The organism is Xenophilus arseniciresistens (assembly GCF_028023875.1).
GTDB lineage: Bacteria > Pseudomonadota > Gammaproteobacteria > Burkholderiales > Burkholderiaceae_C > Xenophilus > Xenophilus arseniciresistens.
In genome coordinates, this window is the sequence record NZ_JAQIPB010000006.1 from 88,586 (window position 1) to 100,850 (window position 12,265).

The 12,265-nt window shown below is 68.5% G+C and carries 13 protein-coding genes; all 13 read left to right on the forward strand.

All coding sequences use genetic code 11. The features are described from left to right. The first annotated feature begins 111 nt into the window (after positions 1 to 111). The 13 genes from PGB34_RS13210 (at position 112) to PGB34_RS13270 (ending at position 12,265) form a co-directional block, all read left to right on the forward strand. Positions 112 to 1,506 carry a CmpA/NrtA family ABC transporter substrate-binding protein gene (locus PGB34_RS13210; RefSeq protein ID WP_271428562.1) on the forward strand — a complete coding sequence of 465 codons (1,395 nt, stop codon included), beginning with the start codon at positions 112 to 114 and terminating at the stop codon, positions 1,504 to 1,506. A gap of 9 nt (positions 1,507 to 1,515) precedes the next feature. Next, positions 1,516 to 2,382, forward strand: coding sequence for a nitrate ABC transporter permease (ntrB, locus tag PGB34_RS13215; RefSeq protein ID WP_271428563.1), 867 nt, complete (start codon positions 1,516 to 1,518; stop codon positions 2,380 to 2,382). Continuing rightward, a complete protein-coding gene (locus PGB34_RS13220; RefSeq protein WP_408647885.1) occupies positions 2,372 to 3,226 on the forward strand; it encodes an ABC transporter ATP-binding protein in 855 nt (284 codons plus the stop codon). Before ntrB ends, PGB34_RS13220 begins: the two co-directional genes overlap by 11 nt. Positions 3,227 to 3,285: 59 nt before the next feature. After that, positions 3,286 to 3,729, forward strand: a complete 444-nt coding sequence (gene cynS / locus PGB34_RS13225; RefSeq protein ID WP_271428565.1) for a cyanase — start codon at positions 3,286 to 3,288, stop codon at positions 3,727 to 3,729. Between the two features lie 52 nt (positions 3,730 to 3,781). Beyond that, positions 3,782 to 4,018: a type 2 periplasmic-binding domain-containing protein gene (locus tag PGB34_RS13230; protein ID WP_271428566.1), complete on the forward strand. Its 237-nt coding sequence runs from the start codon at positions 3,782 to 3,784 to the stop codon at positions 4,016 to 4,018. Between the two features lie 628 nt (positions 4,019 to 4,646). Then, the gene (locus tag PGB34_RS13235) at positions 4,647 to 5,618 is read left to right on the forward strand and encodes a Bug family tripartite tricarboxylate transporter substrate binding protein (protein ID WP_408647898.1); all 972 of its coding nucleotides are present in this window, start codon (positions 4,647 to 4,649) and stop codon (positions 5,616 to 5,618) included. 104 nt (positions 5,619 to 5,722) lie between these two features. Beyond that, complete coding sequence (locus tag PGB34_RS13240) at positions 5,723 to 6,469, forward strand: SDR family oxidoreductase (protein WP_271428848.1); 747 nt, start codon at positions 5,723 to 5,725, stop codon at positions 6,467 to 6,469. Between the two features lie 43 nt (positions 6,470 to 6,512). Then, complete coding sequence (locus PGB34_RS13245) at positions 6,513 to 7,070, forward strand: cupin domain-containing protein (protein WP_271428568.1); 558 nt, start codon at positions 6,513 to 6,515, stop codon at positions 7,068 to 7,070. Positions 7,071 to 7,077: 7 nt separating this feature from the next. Continuing rightward, the gene (locus tag PGB34_RS13250; RefSeq protein ID WP_271428569.1) at positions 7,078 to 7,971 is read left to right on the forward strand and encodes an alpha/beta fold hydrolase; all 894 of its coding nucleotides are present in this window, start codon (positions 7,078 to 7,080) and stop codon (positions 7,969 to 7,971) included. A gap of 37 nt (positions 7,972 to 8,008) precedes the next feature. Next, on the forward strand, positions 8,009 to 8,860 hold the full coding sequence (locus tag PGB34_RS13255) for an IclR family transcriptional regulator (RefSeq protein ID WP_271428570.1): 852 nt from the start codon (positions 8,009 to 8,011) through the stop codon (positions 8,858 to 8,860). A gap of 34 nt (positions 8,861 to 8,894) precedes the next feature. Then, complete coding sequence (locus tag PGB34_RS13260) at positions 8,895 to 9,722, forward strand: SDR family oxidoreductase (RefSeq protein WP_271428571.1); 828 nt, start codon at positions 8,895 to 8,897, stop codon at positions 9,720 to 9,722. A 37-nt stretch (positions 9,723 to 9,759) separates the two neighbouring features. Then, positions 9,760 to 11,454: a thiamine pyrophosphate-binding protein gene (locus PGB34_RS13265; protein WP_271428572.1), complete on the forward strand. Its 1,695-nt coding sequence runs from the start codon at positions 9,760 to 9,762 to the stop codon at positions 11,452 to 11,454. Positions 11,455 to 11,467: 13 nt separating this feature from the next. Next, on the forward strand, positions 11,468 to 12,265 hold the full coding sequence (locus tag PGB34_RS13270) for an aspartate dehydrogenase (protein ID WP_271428573.1): 798 nt from the start codon (positions 11,468 to 11,470) through the stop codon (positions 12,263 to 12,265).

The window sequence follows — 12,265 nt, forward strand, 5'->3', positions numbered from 1 at the left end:
CCCTACAAGGCTTCGACGAAGCGCGCACGAATCGCGCGGGCCAGGTGCATGGCGCCCATTCAGGCCCGCGCATTGCAAGAGCAGGACATTCGAATCCATCGAGGAGTGCTCATGTCCCGCCTGCCTTCCAACGCTTCGACCTCCGCCAGTGCCGCTGACCCCTACGACGCCGACCGGCCGCTGATGCTGCGCTGCGCCTGCGGGCAGGACCATGCGCCGCAGGCGCATGCCACGGCCGCCGCGGCTTCGCTGGAAGAGGCGTCGCGCGACTTCGTGGAGGCCACGCTGGTCAAGGCGCTGTTCCCGCAGGAGGCCGTGCGGCGCCGCTTTCTCAAGGCAGTGGGCGCCGGCACGGCACGCGCGGCCATCGCGTCGCTGCTGCCCGTGGCTTCGCTGCAGGCCATGGCGCAGGAGCGCGGCTCACTGGAGAAAAAGGACCTGAAGATCGGCTTCATCGCCATCACCTGTGCCACGCCGCTGATCATGGCCGACCCGTTGGGCTTCTACAAGAAGGAAGGCCTGAACGTGCAGCTGAACAAGACGGCGGGCTGGGCGCTGATCCGCGACAAGATGCTCAACAAGGAGCATGACGCGAGCCACTTCCTCTCGCCCATGCCGCTGGCCATCAGCATGGGGCTGGGCTCCACGCAGGTGCCCATGAACGTGGCCACCATCCAGAACACCAACGGTCAGGCCATCACGCTGCACGTCAGGCACAAGGACAAGCGCGACCCGAAGCAATGGAAGGGCATGAAGTTCGCGGTGCCCTTCGAGTACAGCATGCACAACTTCCTGCTGCGCTACTACCTGGCCGAGCATGGCGTGAACCCCGACACCGACGTGCAGATCCGCGTGACGCCACCGCCCGAGATGGTGGCCAACCTGCGCGCCGGCAACATCGACGGCTTCCTGGGCCCGGACCCCTTCAACCAGCGCGCGGTGTATGACGAGGTGGGCTTCATCCACATCCTGTCCAAGGAGATCTGGGATGGCCACCCCTGCTGCGCCTTCGGCATCAGCGAAGCCTTCATCCAGCAGAACCCGAACACCTTCGCGGCGCTGTACCGCGCGGTGATCACGGCCTCGTACATGGCCAGCATGCCCAAGGACCGCGAGCTGATCGCCAAGGTCATTTCGCCCACGCAGTACCTGAATCAGCCCGAAACGGTGGTGGCGCAGGTGCTCACGGGCAAGTTCGCCGACGGCCTGGGCGCGGTGAAGAACGTGCCCGACCGCGCCAACTTCGACCCCGTGCCCTGGCAGAGCATGGCCGTGTGGATGCTCACGCAGATGAAGCGCTGGGGCTATGTGAAGGGCGATGTGAACTACAGGCAGATCGCCGAGAAGGTGTTCATGCTGACCGACGCCAAGAAGCAGATGGCCGCGGCCGGCTGGCGCCCGCCCGAGGGGGCGTACCGCAAGTTCAAGGTGATGGGCAAGGAGTTCGACCCGGCCAGGCCCGAGGCGTACGCGAACAGCTTCGCGATCAGCAAGGCCGCGGGCTGAGGAGCGGCCATGCGCACACTGGGCAAGCTGGGAACGCGTGCGGCCGTGCTGTCCTTGCTGCTGCTGGCCCTGCTGCTGGGCATCTGGCAGCTGGCCACGCAGTCTTCGGGCGCGGCGGCCGATCTGGCGGGCATGACGCCCGAGCAGATCGAATACATGAAGCTCATGGGCAAGGACCCGGGCGCGAGCAAGAGCGAGGGCTTTCCCACGCCGCTGCAGGTGGGGCGCACCATGGCCGAGCAGCTGGCCAACCCCTTCTATGACAACGGCCCCAACGACAAGGGCATCGCGATCCAGCTGGGCTGGTCATTGCTGCGGGTGGCGCTGGGCTTTCTGATCGCCTGCGCCGTGGCCGTGCCGCTGGGGTTCGTGATCGGCATGTCGCCGCTGTTGCACCGCGCGCTGGACCCGTTCATCCAGGTGCTCAAGCCCATCTCGCCGCTGGCGTGGATGCCGTTGGCGCTCTACACGATCAAGGACTCCTCGGTCTCGGGCGTGTTCGTGATCTTCATCTGTTCGGTCTGGCCCATGCTCATCAACACGGCCTTCGGCGTGGCCTCCGTGCGGCGCGACTGGCTCAACGTGGCGGCCACGCTGGAAGTGCGGCCCATGCGCCGCGCGCTGCGCGTGATCCTGCCGGCGGCCGCGCCCACCATCCTCACGGGCATGCGCATCAGCATGGGCATCGCCTGGCTGGTGATCGTGGCGGCCGAGATGCTGGTGGGCGGCACGGGCATCGGCTACTTCCTGTGGAACGAGTGGAACAACCTCTCGCTCACGCACGTGATCTTTGCCATCCTGGTGATCGGCGTGGTGGGCATGCTGCTGGACCTGGCCTTTGCAGCCTTGCAGAAGAAGGTGACCTATGTGGAGTGAACGCAGCATGGATGCACGCGCCCCGTCTGCCGCCCCGGCCGTGACCGCCGACGATTTCCTGCGCGTCGAGGGCCTGGGCCGCGCCTTCAACGCGCAGCGGCCGGTGTTTGGCGGCGTCAGCTTCGGCGTGGCGCGCGGCGAGTTCGTCTGCATCATCGGCCACTCGGGTTGTGGCAAGACCACCATCCTCAACGTGCTCGCGGGTCTGGACCAGGCCAGCACCGGCCATGTGTTCATGGACGGGCGCGAAGTGGCCGGCCCCAGCCTGGAGCGCGGGGTGGTCTTCCAGGGCCATGCGCTCATGCCCTGGCTCAGCGTGCGGCGCAACATCGCCTTCGCCGTCGAATCGCGCTGGCCGGACTGGAGCCGCGCACAGGTGCAGGCCCAGGTGCAGAAGTACGTGGCCATGGTGGGCCTCTCGGCGGCCATCGACAAGAAGCCCTCCGAGCTTTCGGGCGGCATGAAGCAGCGCGTGGGCATTGCGCGCGCCTTCGCCATCGAGCCCAAGATGCTGCTGCTGGACGAGCCTTTCGGCGCGCTGGACGCCCTCACGCGCGGCACCATCCAGGACGAGCTGCTGGCCATCGTGCAGCGCACGCAGCAGACGGTTTTCATGATCACGCACGACGTGGACGAGGCCATCCTGCTGGCCGACCGCATCCTGCTCATGCGCAACGGCGTGGAACTGCCCGATGGCCGCTGGCGGCCGGGCGACATTGCCGAATCGATGCGCCTGGGCCTGCCGCGCAGCCGCACGCGCGCCACCTTGCACCACACGCCCGGTTACTACGAGGCGCGCAACCACATCGTGGATTTCCTGGTCTCGCGCGCGCACGCCGCCTGAGCCCGGCTGAGTTTCTTCAACACCCCTCTCTTCAAGCCATCGCACAGGAGTCAAGCACCATGAACCGCATCGAAGTGACCGAAAAGATCATCACCGCCAAGGTGTCCAAGGGCATCAGCTGGGCCAGCGTGGCCCGGCAGGTGGGCCTGTCCAAGGAGTGGGTCACGGCCGCATGCCTGGGCCAGATGACGCTGAACGAGAAGCAGGCGGCCATCGTGGGCGAGATCTTCGAACTCAACGCCGAGGAGCAGAAATGGCTCCAGGTGGTGCCCTACAAGGGCTCGCTGCCCACCACCGTGCCCACCGATCCACTGATCTACCGCTGGTACGAGATCGTCAACGTCTACGGCAGCACCATCAAGGAGCTGATCCACGAGGAGTTCGGCGACGGCATCATGAGCGCCATCGATTTTTCGATGGACATCCGGCGCGAAGCCGACCCCAAGGGCGACCGCGTGAACGTGGTGCTGTCGGGCAAGTTCCTGCCGTACAAGAGCTATTGACGCGGACCCCACGCGCAGGGGCAGCGCGGTCGAGAGGGGCCAGGTCACGCCGATGCCCGTGAGCGTGGGGTGGGGCGCATCGCCCCAGTGCTCCGTGGCCTTTCCGGGCGCCAGCAGCGGCAAGCCCTTTCCCTATGGCATGCAGCGCGCGGGCGAGCGCGTCGCCATTCAGGGGCGCCATGGCTTTGCGGTGGATGACGGCAATGCCTACCTCGCGGCCGGCGTGTTCATCGACTGGATCGTGGCGCTGATGGCGCAGCACGCGCCGCCGGGGCCGCCCGTGCGCTAAGAACGTGTTCAAGGTCTCCCAGGGGTCGCGCAGCCGCCTTGCCGGGTGGCCTGCAAGGCGCGCTGCGCCGCTCGCAGTGATCTGCGAGCAAGCAGCGCAACGCCGCAGGACGCCCGGCAAGGCGGCTGCCCTTCGGGTTGGAATGAAATCGGGCGATTTCTTCGGCCGTCCGCTTGCATGGACACCAGTCCATGCGGCGCGAACGGCCTGCGAACTCATCCCGATTGCATTCCAACGCGGCCCCTGCGAGACCTTGAACACGTTCTAAGGCCCAAAGCCGCCCGTGCGTGACATCGCCGGCCCGGCCCGGCGCTTCATCTGCCCCAAAAGCGGGGGCTCCCTGATCACAGATGCACTTCGGATGTGCGCCGCGGCGCGCGGGACGCCGCTTTGCGCCTGCGCAGCCACGCGATCCATCTATCAAACAGTGTTTCCGCTGCTGGCACGATTGATGCATAAACGTGCCATTAAATAACCGGCGTTTCTCAAATGAATCATCAACGACTGAAAAACTAGGGTTACTACTAATCTCGATGCCGCGGTGCTGCCTTACGCTTGCGCCGTTGTCTCATTAATTGATCCATGTTTCACTGGTAAGACAATCATGACAAACACGATGAAGGTCCGTATGAAGGTCCGTTTTTCCACTGTTTTGTGTGCGGGTGTGGCCGCGTTCGCGGCCGCAGGCGCTGGTGCGCAGGCCTGGCCGGCCAAGCCCATCACCATCGTGGTGGCCTACCCCGCGGGCGGCGACACCGATGCCATCGCGCGCGTGTTCGCTGAAAAGCTGGCCCCGCGCCTGGGCCAGCCCGTGGTGGTGGACAACCGGCCCGGCGCCAGCGGCGTGATCGGCAGCAGCTTCGTGGGCAAGGCCGCGCCCGATGGCTACACCCTGCTGATGGCGCCCAGCACCTTCACCATGGCGCAGCTGGTGCTCAAGACCAGCCCGGCCGCCGGCTATGACGTGCGCAGCTTCACGCCCATCATCCAGGCGGGCACGCAGCCGCTGTTCCTGGTCAGTGGCCCCGGCACGCAGGCCAAGACGCTCAACGAAGCCGTCGCTGCTTCCAAGGCCCAGGGTGGCCTGGCCTACGGCAGCCCGGGCAGCGGCTCGCCCATGCATGTGCTGGGCGAGATGTTCAACAAGGCTTCGGGTGCCCAGTTCCGCCACGTGCCGTACCGCGGCGTGGCGCCGGCCCTGACCGACGTGGCCGGCGGCCATGTGCCGCTGACCTGGATGACCTATGGCCCGGTCGAGCCCTACTTGGCCGACGGCAAGATGCGCCTGCTGGGCGTGGCCCAGGCCGAGCGCTCGCCGCTGGCGCCGCAGGTGCCCACGCTGGCCGAGCTGGGCGTCAAGGGCGTGGAAGTCAGCGCCTGGAACGGCCTGTACGGCCCCAAGGGCGTGCCGCCTGAAATCGTCAAGACGCTCAACACCCACCTCAACGAAATCATCCGCATGCCCGACGTGGCCGCCAAGATGAAGGTGCTGGGCGTGCTGCCGCTGGGCGGCAGCCCCGAGGTGCTGGCCAAGACCACCATCGCCGACCTGGAGCGCTTCACCCGTGTGGTGAAGGAGCTTGGCGTGCAGGCCGATTGATTTCTCTCTCTTTTTTTGAATCGAGCAAGAACCCCATGAACGCAGCCACCGGCGCCGTCGATCCCCAGAGCCTGCAAAAACTGCTCGCCGAAGTGCCCCGCGACATGCTCAAGGGCCGCCGCGTGCTGGTGACCGGCGCCGCGCGCGGCCTGGGCCTGGCCTTCGCGCACAGCATCGCCACGGCTGGCGGCCGGGTGGTGATCGCCGACGTGCTGGCCGACCTGGCACAGACCGAAGCGGCCGCGCTGCGTGCGCAGGGTTTCGACGTGCAGGCGCTGGCCGTGGACCTGTGCGAGCCCACCTCCATCGAAGCCTGCGCCGCGCAGGCCGTGCAGTTGCTGGGCGGCCTGGACGGGCTGGTCAACAACGCGGCCATCACCAATTCCGGCGGCAAGGACGCCCATGCGCTGGCCATCGACATGTGGGATCGCGTGATGGACGTGAACGTGCGCGGCACCTGGCTGATGAGCCGCGCCTGCCATGCCGCGCTGGCCGCCAGCGGCCGCGGCGCGGTGGTGAACCTCGCGTCCGACACCGCGCTGTGGGGCGCGCCCAACCTGCTGGCCTATGCCGCCAGCAAGGGCGCCGTGATCTCGCTGACCCGCTCGCTGTCGCGCGAATGGGGCGGCCAGGACATCACCGTGAACGCCGTCGCGCCGGGCCTGACGCTGGTCGAGGCCACCGAATACGTGCCCCAGGCGCGCCATGACAAATACCTCGAAGGCCGTTCGCTGCCGCGCGAGCAGCAGGCGGCCGACGTGTGTGGCGCCGTGCTCTTCGGCCTGTCGGGCCTGTCGCGCTTCGTCACGGGCCAGCTGCTGGCCGTGAATGGCGGCTTCGTCATGCACTGACCGACCCCGGATTTCCCTCCCCTCATCCCCAAGGAGTTCCCCCATGACCGACCTGTCGCAACAACAGCAGATGAGCGCCGACCAGCCCAGCTGGACCCGCCCCGAGGGCGCGAGCCTGGAGCAGTGGATGAACACGCGCATCGCACGCTACAGCACCCGCAAGTACGACTGGGACGCGCTGAAGTTCCAGGCCGACTTCGATCCCAAGTTCCGCCGCGCGCAGATGCGCTACGTGGGCACGGGCGGCACCGGCGTGACGGCAGACACCAACACCGTGCCTTCGGAGAACTTCACCTTCTCCACGATGGTGATCCCGGCCGGCCATGAAGGCCCGCCGCACATCCACACCGACGTGGAAGAAATCTTCTTCCTGATGCGCGGCAAGCTGAAGGTGGTGATCACCACGCCCGAAGGCGAGCGCTACGAGACCGTGATGACCGACCGCGACCTGATCTCGGTGCCGCCCGGCGTGTACCGCGAAGAGATCAACATCGGCGACGAAGACGCGCTGATGTGCGTGATGCTGGGCGCCAAGAAGCCCATCACCCCCACGTACCCCGAAGACCATCCGCTTGCCAAGATCAAGCGCGAGAAGAAGTAAGCCGCGCGTGAGCACCACCGTGACGGATTCGACCTTGCCTGAACTGCCTGCCGCCGAGATCGCGCGGCTGGATGCGCTGTTCCCCGCGCGCCGGGTGGCGGTGGGCGAGGGCGTGTGGGTCTCGGTGCGTGAATGCGGCAACGCTGCTGCCGACACGCTGCCGCTGGTCTGCCTGCATGGCATCGGCTCGGGCTCGGCCTCGTGGCTGGAAAGCGCGCAGCTGCTGGCGCCGCGCACGCGGCTGATCGCCTGGGATGCGCCGGGCTATGGCGAATCGACGCCGCTGCCGCAGGCCCAGCCCACGGGCGCCGACTACGCGCAGCGTGTGCACGCGCTGCTCGACGCCCTGCAGATCACGCGCTGCGTGCTGGTGGGCCATTCGCTGGGCGCGCTGATGGCTGCGCCGGCTGCGCGCAGCGATGAACGTATCGCCGCGCTGGTGCTGATCAGCCCGGCCCAGGGCTATGGCGCCGAAGGCCGCGAAGCCGAGCGCGCGCGCGTGCATGCCGAGCGCATGGGTTCGCTGGCCGAACTGGGCATCGCCGGCATGGCGGCCAGGCGCTCGGGCCGGCTGGTGTCTGAGCATGCCTCGCCCGTGGCGCGGGCCTGGGTGCGCTGGAACATGGCACGCCTGCATGAGGGCGGCTATCGCCAGGCCATTGAACTGCTGTGCGGCGGCCGCCTGCTGGCCGACGTGGCCGCGCTGCCGCCCGGCCTGCCGCTGATGGTGGCCTGTGGCGAGCTGGACGTGGTGACCCCCCCGGCCGCCTGCGTCCAGGTGGCGCAGCAGCGCGGCGTGCCGCTCGTGCCCATCGCCCATGCGGGCCATGCCTCTTATGTGGAACAGCCGGCGGCCGTGGCGGCGCTGCTGACCGAAGTACTCAAGCGCGCGAGCGTCTGAGCCAGGCACGACAACAAGCCATGAAGGGAACACACACATGCAGGACATGAACCCAGCCGCCGAGGCGGTGGAAGCCAGCGAAGAGGGCGCCGACCGCTACAACGTGCCGGCGCTCGAGCGCGGCCTGCGCGTGCTGTGCGAGTTCAGCCGCGAGAACCGCACCCTCACGGCACCCGAGCTTGCGCGCCGCTTCAAGCTGCCGCGCTCCACGGTGTTCCGGCTGCTCAGCACGCTCGAGACCATGGGCTTCATCGAGCGCGACGAAGGCGGCCGTGAATACCGCCTGGGCCTGGCCGTGCTGCGCCTGGGCTTCGAATACCTGGCCTCGCTGCCGCTCAACGAACTGGGCCTGCCGCTGCTGCAGCGCCTGTCGGACGAGCTGCGCCTGCCCTGCAACCTGGTCGTGCGCGACGGCCGCTCCATCGTCTACGTGGCCAAGGTGGCGCCGCCTTCGCCCTTTGCCAGCGCGGTGAATGTGGGCACGCGGCTGCCGGCCCACGCCACGGTGCTGGGCCGCATCCTGCTGGAAGACCTGAGCCTGCCGCAGCTGCGCGCGCTCTACCCCGAAGACCATCTGGAGTCCTTCTCGGCCAGCACGCCCACCACCGTGAACCAGCTCTTCGACATGGTGCAGGCCGACCGCCAGCGCGGCTACGTGCTGGGCGAGGGCTTCTTCGAGACCAACATCTCCAGCGTGGCCGCGCCCGTGCGCGACCACAGCGGCGGCGTGGTCGCGGCGCTGGGCGTCACGGTCACCTCGGCCCATGTGGAGGACGGCCAGGTCGAAGCCCTGGTGCTGCGCGTGCGCGCCGCGGCCGATGAGCTGTCGGGCCTGTTGAACCATGCGCCCAGCGCCAGCGGGCGCAACGTGGTCCCGCTGCGCCGCTGAGCTGCGCGCCAAACACAGAACGCAGAACCAAAAAATGGAAGCTTTGCAATTCCTCGCCCCCGACGCACTGGCTGGCCGCACCGCCGTCGTGACGGGCGGCTCCTCGGGCATCGGCCTGGCCACCGTGCAGGTGCTGCTGTCGGCCGGCGCCGCCGTGGCCCTGTGCGGCCGCAATGCCGAGCGCCTGGATGGCGCCGTGAGCCAGTTGCGCGCGCAGTTCCCGCAGGCGAAGCTGTTCGCGCAAAGCTGCGACGTGCTGAATGCGGAATCGGTGAAGGCATTCGCCGCCGCCTCGCAGGCCGCGCTGGGCCCGGCCTCCATGCTGGTCAACAACGCGGGCCAGGGTCGCGTCTCCACCTTCGCCGACACCACCGACCAGGCCTGGATGGACGAGCTGCAACTCAAGTTCTTCTCCATCATCCATCCCACGCGCGCCTTTTTGCCGCAACTGGTGGCCGAGCGCCAGCGCCTGGGCGATGCGGCCATTGCCTGCGCCAACTCGCTGCTGGCCCGCCAGCCCGAGCCGCACATGGTCGCCACCTCGGCCGCGCGGGCCGGCATCCTGAACCTGGTGCGCTCGCTGGCCACCGAGTTCGCGCCGCAGGGCGTGCGCGTCAACGGCATCCTGATCGGCCTGGTCGAGTCGGGCCAGTGGCGCCGCCGCTTCGATGCGCGCGAAGACAAGTCGCAGGACTGGGCTGCATGGAGCGCCGACCTGGCCGTGAAGAAGCACATCCCGCTGGGCCGCCTGGGCCTGCCCGTGGAAGCGGCCCGCGCGCTCACCTTCCTCGTCTCGCCCTTCGCCTCCTACACCAGCGGCAGCCACATCGACATCTCGGGCGGCCATTCCAGAGGCATCTGACGCCTCTGACCGAACACCAGAACTCCTCAGGAACCCCATGACCTCCAAGCAGCAAGTGACCGTCGGCGCCGTTGTCGCCGCCTTCCTCGAACAGTGCGACGTGAAGGCCGCCTTCGGCGTGATCTCGATCCACAACATGCCGATCCTGGACGCCTTCGCGCAGCGCGGCAAGACGCGCTTCGTCATGGCGCGCGGCGAGGCCGGTGCCGGCAACATGGCCGATGCCTATGCCCGCTCCACCTCCAGCCTGGGCGTGGCCATCACCAGCACGGGCCCGGCCGCAGGCAACATCGCGGGCAGCCTGGTGGAAGCGCGCAATGCCGGGACGCCGCTGCTGCACATCACGGGCCAGATCGAGACCCAGTACCTCGACCAGAACCTGGCCTACATCCACGAGGCACCGGACCAGCTCAACATGCTGCTGGCCGTGTCGAAGGCGGCCTTCCGCGTGCGCACGGCCGAGACCTGCCTGTCCACGCTCAAGGCCGCCGTGCAGTGCGCGCTGACGGCGCCCACGGGCCCGGTCAGCGTCGAGATCCCGATCGACATCCAGCAGTCGGTGATCGACATGCCGGCCGACCTGTCGCCGCTGCCCGTCACCGTGGCGGCACCCACCGAGGCCGCGCTGGACGCACTGGCCGACAACATCGCCAAGGCCCGCCGCCCGCTGCTGTGGCTGGGCGGTGGCGCACGCCATGCGGGCGCGGCCGTGGCACGCCTGAAGGCGCTGGGCTTCGGCATCGTCAGCACCGTGCAGGGCCGCGGCATCGTGGCCGAGGACGACCCTGCCTCGCTGGGCGCCTACAACATCCAGAAGCCGGTGGAAGCCTTCTACCAGCGCTGCGACGCCATGCTGGCCGTGGGCACGCGCCTGCGCAGCAATGAAACGCTGAAGTACGAACTGAAGCTGCCGCGCCCGCTGTACCGCGTGGACGTGGACGCCGCCCAGTCGGGCCGCTGCTACGCCGACGACGGCTTCGTGTGCGGCGATTCGGCCCTGGTGCTGACCGGCCTGGCCGAGCGCCTGGAAAAGCGCGGCTACAAGGCCGATGCGGAACTGCTGGCCGACCTGCGCAAGACGCACGACGAAGTGACCGCCACGCTGCATGACGGCCTGGGGCCCTACACCGAGCTGGTGCAGGCGCTGCAGAAGGCCGCAGGCCGCCAGTTCAACTGGGTGCGCGACGTCACGCTGTCCAACAGCATCTGGGGCAACCGCGAGCTGCGCTTCTTCGAAGCCAATGCCGGCGTGCACGCCACGGGCGGCGGCATCGGCATGGGCATGCCCATGGCCATCGGCGCGGCCATCGGCGCGGCCGAAACGGGTTCGGGCCGCAAGACCATCGGCCTGGCCGGCGACGGGGGCTTCATCCTGAACCTGGGCGAACTCGCCACGCTGGTGCAGGAAGAATGCGACGCCGTGATCGTGCTGATGAACGACCAGCGCTATGGCGTGATCCGCAACATCCAGGACGCCTCCTACGGTGGCCGCCGCTGCTACGTGGACCTGCACACGCCCGACTACGAGCAGCTGTGCGCATCGATCAAGCTGCCGCACGCCCGCGTGCAGGACCTCAAGGCCCTGCCGGGCGTGCTGGATGCGGCGCTGGCGAAGAAGGGCCCCTTCCTGCTGGAGATCGACATGCAGGCCATCGGCGGCTTCAAGGCCCAGTTCGCCGGCCCGCCGGTGAACAAGATGGACCAGGTTCCCGCCACCCCCAAGAACGCCTGAGGACGTCAGCGCCATGAAGATCGCATTGATCGGCTGCGGTGCCATCGGCACCTCGCTGCTGGAACTGGTGAAGGACGACGCCGGCATCGAGATTGCCGCCATCGTGGTGCCGGCCTTTGCGGCCGACGCGGCACGGGAGACCGCCGCGCGCCTGGCGCCCAAGGCGCAGGTGGTGGAAGCCGTGCCGGCCGCCGGCATCGAGCTGGTGGTGGAGGCCGCAGGCCACGCCGCCATCGAGCAGCATGTGCTGCCGGCGCTGGAGCGCGGCCTGCCGGCCATCGTGGCCTCGGTGGGTGCGCTGTCGGCGCCCGGCCTGCCCGAGCAGCTGGAAGCTGCGGCCCGCAAGGGCGGCACGCAGGCCCAGCTGATCGCCGGTGCCATCGGCGCCATCGACGCACTGGCCGCGGCCCGCGTGGGCGGGCTCCAAAGCGTGCGCTACACCGGCCGCAAGCCGCCCCACGCCTGGACCGGCACGCCGGCCGAGGAAGGGCGCGACCTGGCGGCGCTGACGGCCGAGACCGTGATCTTCGAGGGCAGCGCCCGCGAAGCCGCGCGCCTGTTCCCCAAGAACGCCAACGTGGCGGCCACCGTGTCGCTGGCCGGGCTGGGCCTGGACCACACCAGCGTGCGCCTGATCGCCGACCCCGGCGTGAGCGAGAACGTGCACCAGGTGGAAGCCGAAGGTGCCTTCGGCCGCTTCGAGCTGACCATGCGCAACCAGGCGCTGGCCGCCAACCCCAAGACCTCGGCGCTGACCGTCTACAGCGCGGTGCGTGCGCTGCGCGGCCGCGTCGCCCCCCTGGTCATCTGA